General features: G+C 37.6%; 18 protein-coding genes. 15 read left to right on the top strand and 3 right to left on the bottom strand.

The genetic code is table 11. The features are described from left to right. The 5 genes from SB717_RS30275 to SB717_RS30255 all read left to right on the top strand — a co-directional run. The coding region (locus SB717_RS30275) for an SH3 domain-containing protein (protein ID WP_410906275.1) at window positions 1-975 on the top strand (975 nt) is incomplete at its 5' end. A 160-nt stretch (window positions 976-1,135) separates the two neighbouring features. After that, window positions 1,136-3,028: a PTS mannitol transporter subunit IICBA gene (locus SB717_RS30270; RefSeq protein WP_074683537.1), complete on the top strand. Its 1,893-nt coding sequence runs from the start codon at window positions 1,136-1,138 to the stop codon at window positions 3,026-3,028. A gap of 59 nt (window positions 3,029-3,087) precedes the next feature. After that, window positions 3,088-5,178 (top strand): BglG family transcription antiterminator, encoded by a 2,091-nt coding sequence (locus SB717_RS30265; protein WP_410906273.1) that lies wholly within the window; start codon window positions 3,088-3,090, stop codon window positions 5,176-5,178. Window positions 5,179-5,183: 5 nt separating this feature from the next. After that, entirely contained in the window at window positions 5,184-6,326 is a 1,143-nt protein-coding gene (locus SB717_RS30260; protein ID WP_074683539.1) for a mannitol-1-phosphate 5-dehydrogenase, read from the top strand. Between the two features lie 89 nt (window positions 6,327-6,415). Then, window positions 6,416-6,901, top strand: a complete 486-nt coding sequence (locus SB717_RS30255) for a VOC family protein (protein WP_410906271.1) — start codon at window positions 6,416-6,418, stop codon at window positions 6,899-6,901. Between the two features lie 37 nt (window positions 6,902-6,938). On the opposite strand, the gene SB717_RS30250 is transcribed toward SB717_RS30255, so the two are convergent. Next, window positions 6,939-7,475, bottom strand: coding sequence for a L,D-transpeptidase (locus SB717_RS30250; RefSeq protein ID WP_410906269.1), 537 nt, complete (start codon window positions 7,473-7,475; stop codon window positions 6,939-6,941). A gap of 280 nt (window positions 7,476-7,755) precedes the next feature. Here SB717_RS30250 and mscL point away from each other — a divergent pair, with 280 nt between their 5' ends. The 10 genes from mscL to SB717_RS30200 all read left to right on the top strand — a co-directional run bounded on the left by mscL (window position 7,756) and on the right by SB717_RS30200 (window position 18,334). Then, on the top strand, window positions 7,756-8,151 hold the full coding sequence (gene mscL, locus SB717_RS30245; RefSeq protein ID WP_028411898.1) for a large conductance mechanosensitive channel protein MscL: 396 nt from the start codon (window positions 7,756-7,758) through the stop codon (window positions 8,149-8,151). 195 nt (window positions 8,152-8,346) lie between these two features. After that, on the top strand, window positions 8,347-10,416 hold the full coding sequence (locus tag SB717_RS30240) for an LTA synthase family protein (RefSeq protein ID WP_410906267.1): 2,070 nt from the start codon (window positions 8,347-8,349) through the stop codon (window positions 10,414-10,416). A 195-nt stretch (window positions 10,417-10,611) separates the two neighbouring features. Further along, a complete protein-coding gene (locus tag SB717_RS30235) occupies window positions 10,612-11,154 on the top strand; it encodes a helix-turn-helix domain-containing protein (RefSeq protein ID WP_028411896.1) in 543 nt (180 codons plus the stop codon). Window positions 11,155-11,174: 20 nt separating this feature from the next. Further along, on the top strand, window positions 11,175-12,284 hold the full coding sequence (locus SB717_RS30230) for an ABC transporter ATP-binding protein (RefSeq protein ID WP_410906265.1): 1,110 nt from the start codon (window positions 11,175-11,177) through the stop codon (window positions 12,282-12,284). Further along, window positions 12,274-13,074 (top strand): ABC transporter permease, encoded by an 801-nt coding sequence (locus SB717_RS30225; protein WP_013054987.1) that lies wholly within the window; start codon window positions 12,274-12,276, stop codon window positions 13,072-13,074. The genes SB717_RS30230 and SB717_RS30225 overlap by 11 nt, the downstream gene beginning before the upstream one ends. A gap of 1 nt (window position 13,075) precedes the next feature. Beyond that, a complete protein-coding gene (locus SB717_RS30220) occupies window positions 13,076-13,882 on the top strand; it encodes an ABC transporter permease (protein WP_074683544.1) in 807 nt (268 codons plus the stop codon). Next, entirely contained in the window at window positions 13,879-14,952 is a 1,074-nt protein-coding gene (locus tag SB717_RS30215) for an ABC transporter substrate-binding protein (protein WP_074683545.1), read from the top strand. The genes SB717_RS30220 and SB717_RS30215 overlap by 4 nt, the downstream gene beginning before the upstream one ends. A gap of 218 nt (window positions 14,953-15,170) precedes the next feature. After that, a complete protein-coding gene (locus tag SB717_RS30210; RefSeq protein ID WP_410906262.1) occupies window positions 15,171-16,283 on the top strand; it encodes an acyltransferase in 1,113 nt (370 codons plus the stop codon). Between the two features lie 145 nt (window positions 16,284-16,428). After that, complete coding sequence (locus SB717_RS30205) at window positions 16,429-17,106, top strand: response regulator transcription factor (RefSeq protein WP_258357034.1); 678 nt, start codon at window positions 16,429-16,431, stop codon at window positions 17,104-17,106. Further along, window positions 17,099-18,334: a sensor histidine kinase gene (locus tag SB717_RS30200; protein WP_074683548.1), complete on the top strand. Its 1,236-nt coding sequence runs from the start codon at window positions 17,099-17,101 to the stop codon at window positions 18,332-18,334. Before SB717_RS30205 ends, SB717_RS30200 begins: the two co-directional genes overlap by 8 nt. A 16-nt stretch (window positions 18,335-18,350) precedes the next feature. Here SB717_RS30200 and SB717_RS30195 read toward each other — a convergent pair whose 3' ends face one another. Next, window positions 18,351-19,238 (bottom strand): RnfABCDGE type electron transport complex subunit D, encoded by an 888-nt coding sequence (locus tag SB717_RS30195; protein ID WP_410906259.1) that lies wholly within the window; start codon window positions 19,236-19,238, stop codon window positions 18,351-18,353. Next, on the bottom strand, window positions 19,222-20,154 hold the full coding sequence (locus SB717_RS30190; RefSeq protein ID WP_098621649.1) for an FAD:protein FMN transferase: 933 nt from the start codon (window positions 20,152-20,154) through the stop codon (window positions 19,222-19,224). Before SB717_RS30190 ends, SB717_RS30195 begins: the two co-directional genes overlap by 17 nt. Window positions 20,155-20,159 lie beyond the last annotated feature (5 nt).

The following is a 20,159-nucleotide window of genomic DNA, read 5'->3' as shown; positions in this document are numbered from 1 at the left end:
AGCGGAGCGGGCACTAGCTATGCATCGATAGGAAGTGTGACAAAAGGCCAGAAGCTGTCTGTGGTGAGCAAAAGCGGAAGCTGGTACAAAATTAACTATAACGGCCGCACAGGCTACGTAAGCAGCGATTATGTACAGTCATCAGGAACAACAACGGCCCCAACAACGCCACCAGCAGAAAGCACAACGTACACAGTAACGGCAAGCACGCTGAATGTAAGAAGCGGAGCGGGCACTAGCTATGCATCGATAGGAAGTGTGACAAAAGGCCAGAAGCTGTCTGTGGTGAGCAAAAGCGGGGATTGGTACAAAATTAACTACAACGGCCGCACAGGCTATGTAAGCAGTGACTATGTACAGGTTTCAGCTACAGCATCTCCAAAGCTCGTAGTCGATTCTTTTAAAACGTTAGGTAACGCTCAGCAAGTTATCTTGGTTACAGCAGATAACTACGATACGAAGTCTGCCAAAATTCAAACGTTCGAAAAAGTTGATGGAAACTGGAAGCAAGTTTTAACCGCGAACGGTGTACTTGGACAAAAAGGATTCTCTTTATCGAAAAAAGAAGGAGATATGGAGTCTCCGACAGGGAAATATACAATTGGCACAGCATTCGGACGCTATGAAAATCCTGGAACTAAGCTTCCATATCGAAAGATTACATCAAATGATGTTTGGGTAGACGATTCAAAAAGCTCTCTATATAATACGTGGCAGCAAAAGCCGGCTGATGGCCGCTGGGCGAGTGCTGAGAATATGGACATTCCCGCTTACGATTATGGGTTTGTCATTAATTATAATGAATCTAGAACGCCAGGAAAGGGAAGTGCAATCTTCTTCCACGTAGGAACAAATTACACAGCAGGATGTACAGCTACTTCTAAGGAACAAGTTGTCTCTATATTAAAATGGTTAAATCCAGAGAAAAAGCCAGTTATTATTCAATCTCCTGTAAGTGAATTAGATAAATATTAAATTAAAAAGCAGCTGAATTTTTACAATTCAGCTGCTTTTTTATGTAATTAAAAGCTTTGTCTGTCTGTGGTACGACAAAGTTAGTTTTCCTATTCATTGAATGAAAGCGTTTAATCTCTTACGATTAAATTATCATCACGTAGAGAAAGGAAGAGAGCAAATGGCTCAATCTAATATAAAAGTAGCTGTACAAAAGTTTGGGAACTTTCTAAGTTCAATGGTTATGCCAAATATCGGAGCATTTATTGCATGGGGACTTATTACTGCTTTATTTATTCCAACAGGCTTTTTCCCAAATGAAAGCCTTGCCAAACTAGTGGATCCAATGGTCAAATATTTGCTGCCGCTGCTAATCGGCTATACAGGAGGAAAGCTTGTACACGATCAGCGCGGAGGCGTTGTAGGTGCTATCGCAACCATGGGCGTCATTGTTGGATCTGATATTCCAATGTTTCTTGGCGCTATGATTATGGGGCCGCTTGGCGGTTATATCATCAAGAAGTTTGATCAGTTTATTGAAGGTAAAGTCAAAACAGGATTCGAGATGTTAATTAATAATTTCTCAGCAGGTATTCTTGGAGGAATTCTAGCAATTCTAGCCTTTTTAGGAGTTAGTCCAGCGGTGGACGGATTTACAGGTGCGCTTGTAGTGGGTGTAGATTGGATGGTCGCGCATGGCCTTCTTCCTCTTACAAGTATTCTAATTGAGCCCGCTAAAATTTTATTCTTAAACAATGCTATTAATCACGGCATCTTATCTCCGATTGGAGCAGAACAAATTCGAACAAATGGACAGTCCATTCTATTGTTATTAGAAACAAATCCTGGTCCAGGGTTAGGAATTCTGTTAGCGTATTGCTTCTTTGGAAAAGGAACAGCAAAACAGTCGGCGCCGGGAGCAGCCATCATTCATTTTATTGGTGGAATTCACGAAATTTACTTCCCTTACGTTTTAATGCGTCCGCTTCTAATCATTGCGGCTATTTTAGGAGGAATGAGCGGCGTATTTACATTTGTTCTTTTAGGCGGAGGCTTACAGGCGGTTGCTTCACCAGGAAGTATTTTGGCCATTTTAGCTGCTACACCAGGTAATGCAGGAAGCTATGTTGCAAATATCTCAGGTGTTCTCGTTGCAGCCATCGTATCGTTTATTGTAGGTTCATTAATTTTAAAAACAGGCAAGCAAACAGAAGATTTAGACGAAGCAGCTCGCAAAATGCAAGAGATGAAGGGCAAGAAGAGCTCTGTAGCAGGAAGCTTTACAAAACAGCAAGGAGAAGTACCAGCAAGCGTTCAAAAAATTGTTTTTGCCTGTGACGCAGGTATGGGATCGAGTGCAATGGGTGCCTCTCTTCTTCGCAAGAAAGTTAAACAAGCAGATTTAAATATTTCGGTGACAAATACAGCAATCAGTAATATTCCACATGATGCTCAAATCGTTATTACACAGGAAGAGCTAACGCCAAGAGCTCAAAACAAAGTTCCAGATGCGTATCATATCTCGGTTGATAATTTTCTATCTAGTCCGGAATATGACAAACTAATTGATCAACTAAAAAATGATCATACTACTTCTAACGCGGAAGAAGAAAAGAAAGTAGCTGCAGAAAATAATACAGATAGTAATGATGGTTTACTAAAAGAAGAAAACGTTTTCTTGAATCAGCACTTTTCTTCTAAGGAAGAAGCAATTCGATTTGCAGGAAGCGTGTTAGTAAAAGGCGGATATGTAGAAGAAAACTACGTTGAAGCGATGATTGAGCGCGACAATATGACTTCCACTTATATGGGAAATGACGTGGCAATTCCGCACGGTACGGAAGAAGCAAAAAAGAACGTTTTAAGATCGGGTTTTACAGTGATCCAAGTGCCAGAAGGCGTTGATTTTGATGGTGAGAAAGTTCGTTTGATTTTTGGGATTGCTGGAAAAGACGGGACCCATTTAGAAATTTTATCTGGTATCGCGATTACGTGTTCGGATATGGACAATATTGAAAAGATGGTTCATGCCAAATCAGCTAAAGAATTAATGGCTATTATTCAAAGTAACTAACGGATAGAAAGGCATGAAGATGCCTTTTTATCTTTTGTTTATAAATAAGAAAAGAGTTGATGTTCTTGTTTATTACTTCAAGAGAAAAATCAATCATTGAGTTAATTATTAAAACGGCAGGGAAGCATACAGCCCTTACACTTGCTACTTTTTTAAACGTAAGTGTAAGAACCGTTCACCGAGATTTGAAGGCAATTGAATCAATACTTAAAAAATTTAATTTGAAGCTGATTCGTACACAAGATGAAGGACTCATGATTGAAGGTAAAAATGAACAAATTTTTCGTCTTATCCAAGAGCTGATGAAGATTAAAACGACGGATCAGTCTCCACAGGAAAGAAAATTAATTCTTTTAATTCTTCTTCTAGAAGAAGGAGATTCCTTTAAATTGCAAACGCTGGCTAAAGACTTAGGAGTAAGTATCACTACACTAACTGCTTATTTAGATGAACTCACGGAGTGGTTAAACACATTTGACGTTTTCCTTCATCGAAAAAGAGGGGTGGGAGTAGAGGTTCAAGCTACTGAAACCAATAAACGAAACGCATTAGCCAATTATTTTCTTGTTCACTTTAATGAAGAGTTAATTGAGTGCTTGTTTTTAGCAGAAAATCAGCAGCATACGGATGAAACGATTTTGCACTATTTTTATCCGAATTATTTAGCAGAAGTAGACCGAATTGTACATCAAGCGATTAATCAGCATCATTCTAAGCTGGCTGACAGCGATTATATAGGGCTCATTGTTCATATTTGCATTATGATACAGCGAACGAAAAAGCAAATGTATCTAGAAGAGGACGGCGGCCAAACGGAAGAGCTGACGAGTGAAATGTTCTTAATGAAGGATATTTGCCGCGAAATGGAACGGGTATTTTCTCTTTCTTTTACAGAAAAAGATATTCATTTCTTAGCAGTACGGCTGCGTGCAGCGAAGTTCCAAACTACAAGAGACGTATATTACGACAGTGTAGTGGTTGGACAAGTTATTAAGAATATGATTGCTCATGTTTCTGTTCAGCTTAACACCGACTTAACCGGTGATTTTTCCCTTTACCAAGGGCTGCTTGCTCATATGGAACCAGCCATCTTTCGTCTCAAACAGAAAATGGAGCTTTTTAATCCGTTAACAGAAGAGATTAAGAAAAAGTACCCTGTTTTATTTATGGCTGTGAGAAACAGTATCGATCAAGAGCTGCCGGATTTAGTTTTTCCAGATGATGAAGTAGCATATCTTGTTTTGCATTTTGGTTCAACGCTAGTGCTAAAAGAAGAAGTCATGGAAATTCAGGCACTGATTGTCTGTCCAACTGGAATTGGCACCTCGAAAATGTTAGCTAGCCGTATTCGTAAAGAGATTCCGGAGATTAATTCAGTTGTCATTAAATCGGTAAAAGAAATCAAAGAAGCCGCGCTTGAAGGGTATGACGTAGTGATTTCAACCGTAAGACTGCCTTTTTTAAATGTCGATTACATTTTAGTCAATCCACTTTTAACCGAAGAGGATATTCAATCCGTCCAGAATTTTTTACAGAAAAACATTCAAAAGTTAACCAAGGATAAGGACTATCGCTCGTTCCAATATAAAAATAAGACTGTTTCTAAAGAAAAACCGTCTTTTGAGGAAACGATGAAGCAAATTAAAGATGTGCATGGAAGTATCGAATCAATTCTTCAAAACCTTAGAATGTATCGATTTTCGGATGCAGTGAGTCAAGATCAAGTGATTTCGCACGTAGTACACGCCGCTGAAAAAGAGCGTTTAATAACCAATGCTAACTGCGTTATTCATCAGCTTAAGGAACGAGAAAACAAAGGCGGTTTAGGCATTCCGCAAACGAGTATGGCACTGTTCCATTGCCGTGAACATCACGTGAACGAGCTGATATTTCAAGTTTCACATTTAGAACAGCCTTGCACAGTTAAAGGCATGGACGGAACAAACATGCAGGCGCGTAACCTTTTATTAATGCTCGCACCTGAAGAGTTAAGTGAAGCACAACAAGAAATTTTAAGTTTAATTAGCACGAGTTTAATTGAAGACCATGAAGCAATGATGATTTTTTCGTCCTCGAATGAAGAGATAATTCGCAAAAAGCTAGAGGATACGTTTCATGAGTACCTTCGAAATAATTTGATAAAGGAATGATTTTTGTGAAACAAGCAGTTCATTTTGGAGCAGGCAATATCGGGCGAGGATTCATTGGAGCATTGTTTTCTCAAAGCCACTATCACGTCACATTCGTAGATATTGCTGAAAAGGTTATTAATCAGTTAAACACAGATGAAGGGTATAACGTAATAACAGCCGCAGAGCACCCCAAGACATTAGCTGTTCAAAACGTATCTGGTTTAAATAATCTGACACAAGAACAAGCAGTCATTAAAGCGATTAAAGAAGCAACATACATTACGACGGCCATTGGACCGAACGTTCTGCCTCGCATTGCTCCTTTAATTGCTAAAGGTTTGGCTGAACGTGTAAAAGCAAGCGACGAAAATGTATATATTATTGCGTGTGAAAATCAAATCTCTGCGACAGATTTATTAAAAGGCTATATTTTTGATGCGCTGGATGAAGAGACAAAAGCTCATATGGTAAATAAGGTCTTTTTCTTCAATTCAGCTGTAGATCGTATCGTACCTATTCAACACAACCAAGGTTCGCTTGATGTTTTAGTAGAATCCTATTATGAATGGGTAGTAGAGGCACCTGAAGATATTCCTTTTGTAGAAGGAATGACGATTGTGCCTGACCTTGCTCCTTTTATTGAAAGAAAGTTATTTACAGTAAATACAGGGCATGCGGTGATTGCATATTTTGGTTATTTAAAAGGAAAAGAAACGATTGATCAAACGTTAAGAGATTCAGATATTTACGAACAAGTACAGCAAACGCTACGAGAAACAGGAAACTATCTAATTAAAAGATATGACTTAGATAAAGAGGAACATGAAGCCTATATTACTAAAATTATTGAACGCTTTAAAAATCCTCATTTAAATGATTCAGTTAAAAGGGTAGGAAGAGCGCCAATTCGCAAGCTTGGACCTCAGGATCGTTTGATTCGTCCAGCGTTAGAAGCAAAAAAAGCGGGCCTTTCTTATACCCATTTAGCAAAGGCTATTGCCGCTGCGCTTTTATTTGACCCGCAAGAAGATAAAGAGGCTATGAAGCTTCAAGCGAATATTCATGAGTATGGTATTGAGTATGTATTAAAAGAGATTAGTGGGTTAGAGGCAAGTAATAATTTAACAAAAGAAATCATTGCTCAATATAATGCTTTAAAATCGTGAATGAATTTAGTGCGTGTAAACAGTCCATTTTAAATGGGCTGTTTTTCTTTTTGTAGAAAGGGAATGTTTGTGTATAGGAGGATGATAAAATGGTAGCTATTACGCACGTTGGATTAGCTGTACCTGATGTAGAAAAAGCCGTGCAGTGGTATGAGCAAGTTTTAGGATTCAAGAGAATTGCTGGTCCCTATACGTTTAATGCGGAGGAAGAAAAAGCTGAAAATATGACTCAAGATTTACTGGGGTCTCATATCAAAAAAATGAAAAATGCTCACATGACAGCTGACAACCAGGTAGGCATTGAACTATTTGAATTTAATAAGCCGCAAATGCCTCTTGTATTAAAAGACAGCGATGAGCGGTATCAAAGTTATTTTCACATGTGTTTAATAGCCGATGACGTGGAAAAGTTAGCGGATAAAATCGAACAATCAGGTGGTAAAAAGCGAAGCCAAGTATGGAATACAAGACCAGGAAAACCTTATTACTTGGTTTATTGTGAAGATCCGTTTGGGAATATTATTGAGCTATATTCACACAGTACGGAGCTCATGTATGGGAATAGAGAAGAATAAAAGCTTATCCAGATTTCTTGGATAAGCTTTTATTTTTTCATAGCTGTCCGTAGCCGTATACTTTTGCCAGTTCTTCAAAGGTTTTTGATGAATACGTAATAGTTACAGATGTTCCTACTGCCACTTTACTGAATAATTCTTCGACATCCGCATTATGCATTCGTACGCAGCCGTGGCTTACATATTTGCCGATGCTATCTTCTGAGTTATTCCCATGAATAGCGTATGTGTCGCCGGTTGTTCCGTTTGCATTAAGCCCTAGCCAGCGGGAGCCAAGAGGGTTATTAGGAGCGCCTCCTGCAATGTGCCCTGTATAGTAAGGACGATTTTTAATTTTATTAACAACCTTAAAAAAGCCTACCGGCGTATCGCTCCACGTTTTTCCCGTAGCTACTGAATACGTCTTTTCTAACTTTCCATTATGAAAATAAGCAAGCTGATTTGTTTTTTTATTAATAATAATTAAATCTTTACTTGCTGTGTTTTCACTTGCCTCCGTCGTGCCTGCTGTATAAGAAATACTGATAATAGCCGCGAGATACAAAGCCGCTGCTCGCAGTAGAATTTTTCTCACGTTCTAGCCATCTCCTCTATTGTTCGTTTACATATTTGATGAATTACATGCTATTAGTGTATAAAAGAAAAATGGACTGAATATGAACCTTTCCTGAATGAAAACTGAAAGTGCATTTTATTTACACGCGAATATAAAGTAAAAATCTGGGCAGAAATACAACTAAAGGTCTGGTACATATCTCATGAAAAAGAGAAAAATGAAAATGCACCTTGTCTGTTTAATTTAGGATGTATTATCATGAAAGTTTGAAATAAAGGGCAGGAGGTGTAACAAACAGATGCTTAAAGAATTTAAAGAGTTTGCTTTGCGAGGAAATGTATTAGATTTAGCAGTCGGTGTTATTATTGGAGCTGCATTTGGAAAAATTGTCACGTCTCTTGTAAATGATATTATTATGCCGCTGATCGGTTTGTTGTTAGCAGGTATAGACTTTAAAGATTTATCCTTCACGGTTGGAGATGCTACAGTATTATACGGATCTTTTATTCAAACAATTGTTGATTTCTTAATTGTGGCATTTTCAATTTTCTTATTTATTCGTTTCTTTAATCGTTTTAAGAGAAAAGAAGAAGAGAAAGTAGAGGAAGAAGTGGCTGTTCTGTCAAAAGAAGAAGAGATTTTAACAGAAATTCGTGATCTGCTAAAAGCAGAAGCAGTGAAAGAGCGTTCATAACAGCAATTTTTACATACGTATAAAACGGCGAAGAGGCCCGTCTTTTCATAAGAAAAGCGGGCTTTTTTTATGTCAAATTTCTCGGGAAATGTTAGTGGTATGATTATGGGAAAATTAGGCGTAAAGGCGAGAGAGATAGGAATGTTAAAATCATATTAAAAGTGTTAAGATATTGTAAATAGGAGGCTTAAGGTTATGTTTAAACATTTGTATCGTTCTTTGCCAATGCTGGCAGCGTATGGTCTGCTTAGCGTTTTTTTATACAGTGCTGTTATATTTAATGTGTCAAATGAGACAAAAATGTTGTTTGACTGGGCCCAAATCCATACAGCTGGGTTCGTCGTATTAATAGGAGGATGCTCCCTTGTTTTATGGGCGCTCACTTTCTATTTGCTGCTTCGATTTAATCAGATAGAGAGAATACAAGATTCGCAGTGGTATGCCATTTTTACGGCAATTGTGTTTTCAATTGCTGTAGCAGCCGTTTCTGCTATGGTTTTTGTTATCTATCATATTGATATACATAATCCAGGCAAAACAATAGAGTGGATGCAAGCATACCCTGAACGCTATCTTTTTACGGTATTTTTACTTTCGTTGTTAACACTAGCGATCATTATGCTAGTAGGGGAAGCTTATTTAGGGGCTGGAATTACCTTTGTTCTGTATTTTATTTTAGCTCTTGTAAACTATTATAAAAAAATCTTTCGAAATGAACCATTGTTCCCGAACGATTTTATTCAGGCAAGTCAGTTAAAAGAGGTTATTCCGATGATTAAAGATTCGATTTCAATTCCCATTGTAATAGGAGTTATTGGATCTATTGTCGTACTAATCGCTCTTTGGTTTTTCTTGCCGAAAATTAAAATTCGATGGTTTCTTCGAATTATTATGATTCTGCCGCTTATCTTTTTAATGAAATCATTTTTATTCTTTGAACACTCGTTTGCTCAAAAATATTATGATCAATATGCTGCGCTGATGCCTTGGAATCAGCAAAATAATTATTACTATAACGGACCTGTTATTGGCATGATTTCAAATGTTAAAACAGATGTGCTGCAAGAGCCGGATGACTACTCACAGGAAGTAATGGCCAAAGTGGCAAAACGCATTCAGTCAAAAGAAGAGAAAACACAAGAAAGCAAGACTGAAGTCAAGCCAAACGTTGTGTTTGTAATGAATGAAACGTTTTGGGACCCAACAAAGCTTAACGTGACGTTCTCTGAAGATCCAATGAAAAATACAAGAGAACTTCAAAAGAAATATCCTTCCGGATGGTCTTTAAGTCCTTCATTTGGCGGAGAGACAGCTAATGTGGAGTTTGAAGCGCTGACGAGCTACTCTTTGTCCTTCTTTAATCCTGGAGGCCTTCCTTATCAGCATGTATTGAGTAAAAAAGAATACCCGTCTTTTGTTTCTTATCTAGAAAAACAAGGCTATGCTACAACTGCTATGCATCCAAACAGCGGCATGCTTTATATGAGGCAAAATGTGTATCCAAATCTAGGATTTGATCAAGTGAAGTTTATTGATCAAATGAAGCATACGCAAAAAGATAACAAAGAATTTGTTTCCGATGAAGCGGTAGTTGATGAAGTACTCGATACGCTTCGTCAGTCGAAAAAGCCTGCATTTGTGCATGCTGTAACGATTGCAAATCACCTTCCTTACTCAGCGGATAAGTATAATGGTCAGGAAACAATTAAAGTAACCAGTAAAGGGTTATCACCGGAAATGCAAAAGGAAATTGAAATTTATGCTGAAGGAATCAAACGTTCAGATGCTGCTTTAAAACGATTGAACGATGAAATTCAAAAGCTGGATGAGCCGACTATTGTAGTATTTTGGGGAGATCATTTGCCAGCACTTGGACAAAATCTTCAAGCTTACAAAGAAACGGGTTTTGGAAACGAGAAAACGCAGCAAACATCTCAAAAATTTTATGAGACGCCGCTCTTATTTTTATCTAATTACGATACAAAAATAGATAAAAATCTTGGTACGATGAGTCCTATTTATATTGCTCCGACGCTTGTTCAATCTCTTGGTTACAAAAGTAATCTGTTCTACAATCAGTTGAATCAAATGAAAACAGAAGTGCCGGCTTTTCGTTCAAATATGTATATGGATTCAAAAGGAAAGCTAGTGGATGATCAGGCAGCGCTCTCTAAAAAAGCTGCAAAAGACCTTCAAGATTACCATGAAGTTGAGTTTGATACATTATCCGGGAAACAGTACGAAATGCATAAGTTGTATAAGTAAAAATAAAAACTCCTTTTAAATAAAAGGAGTTTTTATTTTTTAAGTGTTTAAGGTTGTACTAAAAAATAATTCATGTATAATATTTTAAGGTTAAAAGTAAACTTTAAGTTAAGTAAAACAAAACCTGAGTTTGAAACAGCATGAACAATCATTCATGCTGTTTGCTAATTTTAAATACAGTTGAGGATCGAGAGTATGGAAATAGGAAAAAAAATTAAAAATTTACGATTAAAAAAAGGTTTAACACAAGAAGAGCTAGGAGAACGTACTGATTTAAGCAAAGGCTATATTTCGCAGCTAGAGCGCGATTTAAGTTCGCCGTCTTTAGAAACATTTTTTAGTATTTTGGAAGTGCTGGGGTGCGAACCGAAAGAATTCTTCGAAATTGATACGCATGTTCAAAAGGTTGTATACAAGGAGGAAGACTACACGAGTTATTGCGAAGACGAAAAAGGTTACCATATTCAGTGGCTTGTACATGAATCAAATGAAAAAGAAATGGAGCCGATTCGTCTTATTCTTCATGAAAAAGGTGCATTTAAGAGATTTGAGCCTTCTCTTTCAGAAACGTTTGGCTATATTTTGCGCGGGTGTGTGAAGGTGAAGCTTGGAGGCAGAATATATGAAGCCAAACAAGGAGAAACCATCTATTTTCAAGCTTCTGAAGAACATCAGATTTTAAATGCTCATGACGGAATAACAGAGTTAATTATCGTGGCGACAGAGTCTTATTTATAGAACAAAAGAGGTGAAGTGAAATGACATCTACGAATACAATTATTCAATTTGAAAATGTGACCAAGCAATATGATAATAATTCAGTTGTATTGGATCATGTAAGCTTTGAAATTGAAAAAGGAAAGTTTTATACCCTTTTAGGTCCATCGGGATGTGGAAAGACAACGATTTTACGATTAATTGCAGGCTTTACGGAAGCCTCAAGCGGAACGATTTATTTTAATGGGAAAAGAATTAATGATGTCCCGGCTAACAAACGTCAAGTTAATACGGTTTTTCAAGACTACGCGCTTTTTCCACATTTGAATGTATTTGAAAACGTAGCATTCGGTCTTCGAATCAAGAAGATGAAAAATGCTGATATTGCGATAAAAGTTAAAGAAGCCCTTCGCTTTGTTAACTTAGAAGGATATGAAAAAAGAGAAATAAAGGAAATGTCAGGTGGTCAAAGACAGCGCGTAGCTATTGCACGAGCAATTGTAAATCAGCCTGAAGTCATTTTGCTGGACGAGCCGCTTTCAGCTCTTGATCTAAAATTGCGTACGGAAATGCAATACGAGTTAAGAGAATTACAGCGCCGTCTAGGTATTACATTCATTTTTGTTACGCACGATCAAGAAGAAGCGCTTGCGATGTCCGATGAAATCTTTGTTTTAAATAAAGGAAGAATTCAGCAGAGCGGGGAACCTACAGATATTTATGATGAGCCAATTAATCGTTTTGTTGCTGATTTTATTGGTGAATCAAATATTGTGCCAGGTAAAATGATTGCTGACTTCTTAGTGGAGTTTGGCGGCCAGCAATTTGAATGTGTCGATCAGGGGTTAAACCAAAATGAGCAGGTTGAAATTGTGATTCGACCTGAAGATTTAGCCATTACAAGCTCCAATCAAGGGAAGCTGCAGGTTCGTGTAGATTCACAGCTGTTTAGAGGAGTCCATTACGAAATTTTAGGCTATGACCATGCAGGGAATGAGTGGCTCGTTCACTCTACGAAAAAGGCAACGGTTGGCGAAGAAATTGGTTTATATTTTGAGCCTGAAGCTATTCACGTTATGCGATTTAATGAAACGGAAGAAGAATTCGATAAGCGACTCGAAGGTTATGAAGAGGATTACCATGCAAACTAAATCAAGAAATATTTATTTAGTCCCGTATGTGTTATGGATTTTGCTTTTTGTAGTTGCTCCCATTGTATTAGTTGTCTATTATTCTTTTTTCAGCATTGATAATGAGCTGACGCTTGAAAACTATAAGAAATTTTTCACCCCTGTTTATTTACAGATGACGCTGAGCTCATTTTGGTATGCCTTTTTAATTACGTTATTTTCCTTGGTTTTTTCTTATCCCACAGCTTATTTACTAACGAAGCTTAAGCATAAGCAGCTTTGGCTTCTACTGATTATTTTACCGACGTGGATTAACCTATTATTAAAAGCCTATGCTTTTTTAGGTATATTTGGCACGTACGGTACGGTTAATAAATTTACTGAATTTCTGGGACTTGGCACTCATCAAATTTTATTTACTGACTTTAGTTTTGTATTTGTATCAGTGTATATTTTTATCCCCTTTATGATTTTGCCGATCTTTAACTCTTTAGAAGAACTTAATCCCTCGCTTATCTACGCTTCTCGAGATTTGGGGGCATCTTCATGGGTGACATTTAAGCGCGTGGTATTTCCGCTAACGCTAGAAGGGGTTAAATCAGGTTGTCAGGCTGTTTTTATTCCAGCACTATCACTCTTTATGATTACGCGTTTAATTGCTGGAAACCGCGTTATTACACTGGGAACGGCGATTGAACAACATTTTTTAGTGACGCAGGATTGGGGCATGGGAGCCACAATTGCCGTCTTTTTAATTATTGCGATGGCCGTTATGATGCTCATAACAGGCACTGGAAAGAGAGGTGTGTAAAATGAAGAGAAAGTGGAAGTTCAGCCACCTTTATTTATTTTTTGTATTTTTCATTTTATACGCGCCCATTTTCTATTTAATGTATTACTCTTTTAACAGCGGAGGAAACATGCGTGAATTTGAAGGGTTTACGTTAGATTGGTACAAAGAAGTGTTTCAAGACACACGTTTGCTTATTATTGTCTTAAATACCCTTATTATTGCTCTATTGTCTTCGGTTATTTCAACGATTATTGGCATGATAGGGGCACTTGCTATCGTATACGTGAAGCGCAGACGTGTTCAAAATACGCTGTTAACATTTAATAATGTGTTAATTGTGAGTCCAGATGTTATTATTGGCGCATCTTTTTTAATTCTATTTACCATTATCGGTGTAAAGCTCGGATTTATATCCGTATTATTAGCGCATATTGCGTTCAGTGTACCGATTGTGGTCATCATGGTTCTGCCTAAGCTGCAGGAAATGAGCCCGACACTGCTCGATGCAGCCCGTGATTTGGGCGCAAGCCGCTTTGAAGTACTTTCGAAAGTGGTATTGCCATTTATTCGTCCGGGTATCTTTGCAGGCTTTTTTATGGCTTTAACTTACTCTTTGGATGACTTTGCGGTTACGTTCTTTGTGACTGGGAACGGCTTTTCCACGCTTTCAGTAGAAATTTATTCGTTAGCAAGAAGAGGGGTATCGCTGAAAATCAATGCTCTTTCTACTCTTATTTTCATGTTTACCGTGCTGATTGTAATTGGTTATTACTTTATCAGTCAGCGATACAGCAATAAAGTGAAAGGGGTGGCGACTGGAAAATGAAGCAATTAGCAAAGCCGTTTATCTTTATCGTCATCCTTTCTTTCGTTCTCATGTATGTCGTTCATCATTTGAACAATGCCGAAGGATACTCTGGAGGAGATACGCTGACCGTCTATAATTGGGGAGATTATATTGATCCTGATTTAGTGAATCAGTTTGAAAAAGAAACCGGAATTAAAGTCATTTATCAGACCTTTGATTCAAATGAAGCGATGATGACCAAGATTGAACAAGGCGGTACGACATTTGATATTGCTGTTCCTTCTGAATACGCGATTAGCAAGATGCGTGAAGAAAATTTACTGTTGCCAATCGACCATTCGAAGCTCCCTAATTTAAAATACATTAATCCGCGTTTTTTAGACCTATCTTTTGATCCTGGCAATAAGTACTCTATTCCTTATTTTTGGGGAACTGTAGGTATTGTTTATAACTCTGATATGATTCATGGTAAGAAGATAAAGAGTTGGAATGATTTATGGGACCCTAAGCTGAAAAATCAAATTTTACTTGCAGATGGCGCCAGAGAAGTGATGGGAATGGGGTTAAACAGCTTAAATTATTCATTAAATGATACGAATAAAGCTCATCTTCAAGAAGCAAAAAGAAAGCTTGATACATTAACACCAAATGTCAAAGCCATTGTAGGAGACGAGATTAAGATGCTCCTAGCAAATGAAGAAGCGGCAGTTGGCGTTGTTTGGTCAGGTGATGCTTCTGAAATTATGAGTGAAAACGATAAGCTGAATTACGTTGTTCCAGAAGAAGGTTCGAATTTATGGTTCGATAACATGGTTATTCCAAAAACGGCTGAAAATGTAGAAGGTGCACATAAATTCATGAATTTTATGCTAGATCCTAAACACGCTGCTCAAAATGCAGAATATGTGGGGTATTCTACGCCTAATAAAAAAGCGTTAGATTATTTGCCGAAAGAAGTAGCGGAAGATGAACGTTTTTATCCGGATGAAGAACTAACCAATAAGCTTGAAGTATATAATAACTTAGGCAAACGAATGCTTGCTTATTATAATGAATTATTTTTAGAATTTAAAATGCACCGTAAATAAAAGGAACTTAATTAGGTCTTTGTACTCGAGTTCTTTATTGTTTTTGTAAATTCAGTTGCGTGATAGCAAGAGGAAAGATAAAATACAAACGAGTAAAGCTAATAACATTTATTTTATGTTATTAGCTTTTTTATTTGTAAAACGGGAAAGATAAGAAAAAATTGAATGTTCTATTATTCATCTAGAATTTATATTTCACATTATATAGGAGAGAAAAAGTGAAGCAAAAACAAAAGCAGCATATTCAATCCATTTATTTTTTACGATTATTCGCTATGATGATGGTTGTGCTCGTACATGTAACAGCAGCTTATGCAACGGTACTGCCATTTGCAAGCGAAGCTTATCAGAAATATCATTTCCTTAACCGAATTGTTCGAATTGAAGCAGGGATCTTCATTGTGATCACAGGTTTAGTTTTCTTTTATAGTTATATTAACAAGCCGTTAACAAAGACTTTATGGAAAACGTATTATGCTCGAAGAGTGACATATATTTTAGTTCCCTACGTTATTTGGGCACTTATTTATGAATTTTATTCGTACTATGTGGGAGCAACAGAATTAAATGCAGCTGATATTGTGAAGCGTATTTTACGCGGAGAGTCTTACTATCAGCTTCATTTTATCTTTTTAATTGTACAAGTGTATCTCGTTCTGCCAATTTTTGTATGGCTAGCACAAAAAGTAACCATTTTTAAAAAATACATGTGGCTGTTTGGTATTATCATTCAGCTTGGTTATTTAATGCTTAACAATACGTATCATATCACTTCATTTAATTTATTTTTAAATACGATGGCTACGTTTTTACTCGGCGGTTGGATTGGTGTTTATTATCGCGAACAAGTGGATAAAAAGTATAGTCGTTCAAATATTGTATTATTTCTGGTGACGCTCGGATCGGGAATAGCTATTTCACTGTTAAATTATCACTTATACACAATGAAGACAATTCAAATTTCAGGCTTTACGTATGAGGCTGTTAATACAATTTATTTGGTCGTGGGAAGTTATTTCTTCTTCCGAATTGCAGAGATATTAGCTGAAAAGCTTTCTGTGAAGTCCGTGACGGTTGTTAAAAATATTGCCATGTACTCGTTTGGATTTTACTTGATTCATCCAATGGTTTTAAACTTTGTGGCAAAAGCAGTACCAATACAAGGCAACTACATGTTTCACTTTGAAATCTTGGCACGCTATATTTTAACATTAGCGGGCTGTTACCTAATCATTTGGGGATGTCATCGTCTTTTATCGTTTGCTAGCTTTTTGTTTGGTAAACTGCCAAAAGAGGCGGTGTTCATTTACCGACGTCCTGATCATAAATAGCGTTTAATTAAAAGTTATGTCTGCTTGCAGGCATAACTTTTTTTATAAAGTATAAGAGATTATAACACGCTAGTTTTAAAATATTTTTAAAAGTGACATGCTAAGATAATGCTTACTTAGGTAATCACAAAAGGGGGAATTTGATATGCGTGTACTTGTGGTAGAAGATGATGCTTCATTATTACACGGTATCGTAGAAGGCTTAAAAGAAGAAGGATATGAAGTTGACCGTGCGTCTGAAGGAGATGAAGGTTTGTTTTTAGCAGAGCAGAATATTTATGATGCCTTGATTTTAGATATTATGCTGCCTGGTATGACAGGGCTTGACATACTAAAAAAGCTAAGGAAACAAAAGGTGCTGACGAAAGTTATTTTTCTCACTGCAAAAGATAGTGTAGAAGATCGAGTGAAAGGACTCGATTATGGAGCCGATGATTATTTAGTTAAGCCTTTTGCCATGGCTGAACTTTTTGCGAGATTAAGGGTAATGCTCAGAGACTTGCAGGCAGAAGAAGGCATGATTTCATATGGTCCAATTTCTATACGAGAAGCCAATCATGAAGTTATGATAAATGGGAGTGCCCTAACGTTAACGATTAAAGAATTTCAGCTTTTAGAATATTTTATTCGAAATAAAGAACAAATCCTTATTCGAGATCAAATTTTTAATCGGGTATGGGGTTTTACATCCGATGTAGGAGTGGGTGTAGTAGACGTTTATGTTCACCATTTAAGAAAGAAGCTTCAGCCTTTTAATTGTGACAATTATGTACGTACAGTCAGAGGCGTAGGCTTTATGTTAAAAGGGGAAGAACATGTTTAAAAAGACGAGAATCAGGCTTGTGTTATTTAACACAATGGTGCTGATGGTTATTTTGAGCATTTTTAGTATAGTTTTGTATTTTTACATGCAGCATCTTATTTTTTTAAATCCGGACAATCGGCTAAGTGAGATGAGCGAGCAGATTAAAAAAAGAAATTTACATGAAATTCAGGAAAACAATGAGAGAGAAACAGAACGGCGCGTTGCGTTTTTACTTTGGAGCAGTGATAAAAAACTAATCAAAATCACACCTAAAAAAGGATTATATACAAACGATATTGACGACTTTAAGCCTGCGCTCTCAGAAGGAAAAATTCAAACGTCGCAAGAGGTAAACGGTCATGCTTATCGAGTGATGAATGTGAAAAATGAAGGATATATAAAAGATCAAGACGTTTCAACAATTCAACTTGTCTTAAACGTAGATCCAGAAACTCAAACCTTAGAACACCTTGCTTTTCTTCTTATCATTTCAGCTTTTATTGGACTGCTTCTTTCGCTTGTAGCTGGCTTGTTTTTAGCCAATCGAGCGCTTATACCTATCCAAAAGTCTTGGAACAAACAAGTCGAATTTATTGCAGATGCTTCCCATGAGTTAAGGACACCTCTTTCCGTGATGCAAACGCATCTCGAGCTATTGTTTAGACGACCAAATCATACGATTGAGCAAGAAAGCGAAAATATTTATCAAAGCTTAAACGAAGTGAAGCGGATGACGAAGCTGGTGGGCAACTTACTAACACTGGCGAGATCTGATTCAAGTGCACAGCTGCTAAACAAAACGGTCTTTAATATGGGTGAGCTGGTTGATAAAGTAGCTAATCAGTTTGAGCCTATATTTGAACTAAAAGAGCTGCACTTCACAAGGGAAATTGAATCGTTAATGTGCGGAGGAGATCCAGAACGGCTTCATCAGCTATGTATGATTTTATTAGACAATGCTTTTAAGTACACCCCACCTGGAGAAAGCATTCATATTAGTCTAAAGAAACATCACCACTCTATGACGCTAATTATCAAAGACACAGGCATTGGGATTGAAGCGAAAGACCTTCCGTATGTGTTTGATCGTTTTTATCGAAGTGATAAGAGCCGAGCCCGTGCCGAAGGAGGGTCAGGTTTAGGTCTCGCGATTGCCAAATGGATTGTACAAGCCCATGACGGAGAAATTAAGGTTTTTAGTCAAAAAAACGTGGGTACGGAATTTCATGTGAAAATTCCGCTATGAAAAAAGCTGCCTGTCATTAGGCAGCTTTTTTTGTTGCTTTTTTGTTTGCAGTCTTCCATGCATTCCATGCATTAGCAATTAACAGGCCAATTAATAAATAGGCAAGGCCTCCAAAAACTAAGTAATCTACGGCGCTAATTGCCCCCGCAAGCAGCCCAAATTTAATTTGGTCTTTATACTTCGCAGGAGAAGTTGGGGGATCCGTCACCATAAAGAAGGCTAAAAATAAAGCAGAATTGACAAAAGGAGCTCGTAAAGCATCCGCTACATCACCTACTCCTATTAATGCCATAATCGTAAAAACAGCAAAATACACGCCTAAAAACGCAAATACTTGAGGGAATTTATTTACTTTGCTTGTCACAAGGTACCCTGTCACAAACACGAATACAATGAGCCAGACGGGTAGTAAAGATAAGCTCCCCCACCAGCTTTGGCCGCTTGAAAAGACAATAAGCGAAAAGAGAAGACCAAAAGCGGCAGGGTTAAAAATAGGCTTCTTTTTTACTTTTACTAAGTGTTTCGATAAAATCGCAACAGCTACAGTGCAAAATGTGACCCAAGCCGGTGTAGATGTGCTAAGCACTAAGGCAATAATTAATCCAGTAATAATCCCGCCGTCAGGAAGCTGAATTTTCTTTTTATAAGCAAAAGAAAATCCTAAATCTAAGGCGGCCGCCGAGCACACGGCAAGTAGTAGGTGACCTAATCCTTGAAAGGCAGAAGAGTTGAATGCACCTAATAAGGCTAAAAGCAGCAGCATAGCCATCACGTATCTTTTAGGTGTTTTAACTAGCTGCGCCCACCGACTTATTTCTTTTGGTTTGTTTTCATCTACAATAATATAACCTTTTGGTGTACTAATATATTTAACACCGCTTCTTCGTTCAGAACGTGTGGTCATAACTCATTAATTCCTCCATATCTGATGTAAAAAAAGGAGTGAAACTAGAATCGAAGAGTACGCCGCGTATGTCGGCATCATTCAATAAATTTACTCCTTTTTCCGCTCCTAAAATAAAAGCTGATGTAGATAATGCATCGGCCAGCATGGCAGAAGGAGCAATAGCTGTACAACTCATTAGACTGCTTCGAATGGATGGAGATAAGGGATTAACCAAATGATGCATGGATGGTTGCGTCTTATTTTTTCTAGCGTAGTTTCCTGATGTGCAGACAGCCGTATCTGTTACACGCAAAGTCAGTAATGACTGCGTTTGAATCCCAGGGTGCTGAATCCCGACTTTCCACAACTCTCCGTGTTGATTGCGTCCTTTAACTAGGATGTCTCCTCCGGCATTAATCATAAAATGCTGATAAGGAAGGGAGCGAGCAGCCAAATCAATGGCCAATCCTTTGGCGACCGCTCCAAGATCTATAATCATCGGTTTTTGTAAACAAACCGTTTTTTTATGTGTATCCAATACGATGTCTTTATAACTTCCAGAATCGACTGCTTCGTTCACCTGTACGGGCTTTCCATATAAGTAATGTTCGTTAAAACCGCGGTTTTCTAATTGCTTTCCTACCGTTGGGTCAAAGATTCCATGCGTTTCATCTGCTACTAAGACAGCGAAATGAAGGGCTTCAAATAATAGAGGGCTAACGGCAACAGGTTCTTTGATATGTCTAATTAGCTTCATAACTTCGCTTTTGGCATCAAATCGACTGCAGGTCGTTTCAACGGTCTTAAAAATAGTAAATGCCTTTGAGATATGGTGAAGGACATTTGCTTTCTCTGATTGGGGAGCAATTACTTGAATGGACACGGTTGTTCCCATACATAAGACAGAGCGGCTATACGTTTTTGTGGACATCATTCGTT

This window comes from Priestia sp. SIMBA_032 (assembly GCF_046535215.1).
Lineage (GTDB): Bacteria > Bacillota > Bacilli > Bacillales > Bacillaceae_H > Priestia > Priestia aryabhattai.
The sequence above is the reverse complement of the archived record's forward strand: the minus strand, read 5'-3'. Positions and strand labels throughout refer to the sequence as shown.

Bases quoted from the DNA above. Each gene is read 5' to 3' on its own strand.
- SB717_RS30270 (WP_074683537.1), top strand. From the start codon at position 1,136: ATGGCTCAATCTAATATAAAAGTAGCTGTACAAAAGTTTGGGAACTTT.
- SB717_RS30265 (WP_410906273.1), top strand. From the start codon at position 3,088: ATGTTCTTGTTTATTACTTCAAGAGAAAAATCAATCATTGAGTTAATT.
- SB717_RS30255 (WP_410906271.1), top strand. From the start codon at position 6,416: ATGGTAGCTATTACGCACGTTGGATTAGCTGTACCTGATGTAGAAAAA.
- mscL (WP_028411898.1), top strand. From the start codon at position 7,756: ATGCTTAAAGAATTTAAAGAGTTTGCTTTGCGAGGAAATGTATTAGAT.
- SB717_RS30240 (WP_410906267.1), top strand. From the start codon at position 8,347: ATGTTTAAACATTTGTATCGTTCTTTGCCAATGCTGGCAGCGTATGGT.
- SB717_RS30235 (WP_028411896.1), top strand. From the start codon at position 10,612: ATGGAAATAGGAAAAAAAATTAAAAATTTACGATTAAAAAAAGGTTTA.
- SB717_RS30230 (WP_410906265.1), top strand. From the start codon at position 11,175: ATGACATCTACGAATACAATTATTCAATTTGAAAATGTGACCAAGCAA.
- SB717_RS30225 (WP_013054987.1), top strand. From the start codon at position 12,274: ATGCAAACTAAATCAAGAAATATTTATTTAGTCCCGTATGTGTTATGG.
- SB717_RS30220 (WP_074683544.1), top strand. From the start codon at position 13,076: ATGAAGAGAAAGTGGAAGTTCAGCCACCTTTATTTATTTTTTGTATTT.
- SB717_RS30215 (WP_074683545.1), top strand. From the start codon at position 13,879: ATGAAGCAATTAGCAAAGCCGTTTATCTTTATCGTCATCCTTTCTTTC.
- SB717_RS30205 (WP_258357034.1), top strand. From the start codon at position 16,429: ATGCGTGTACTTGTGGTAGAAGATGATGCTTCATTATTACACGGTATC.
- SB717_RS30200 (WP_074683548.1), top strand. From the start codon at position 17,099: ATGTTTAAAAAGACGAGAATCAGGCTTGTGTTATTTAACACAATGGTG.
- SB717_RS30195 (WP_410906259.1), bottom strand. From the start codon at position 19,238: ATGACCACACGTTCTGAACGAAGAAGCGGTGTTAAATATATTAGTACA.
- SB717_RS30190 (WP_098621649.1), bottom strand. From the start codon at position 20,154: ATGATGTCCACAAAAACGTATAGCCGCTCTGTCTTATGTATGGGAACA.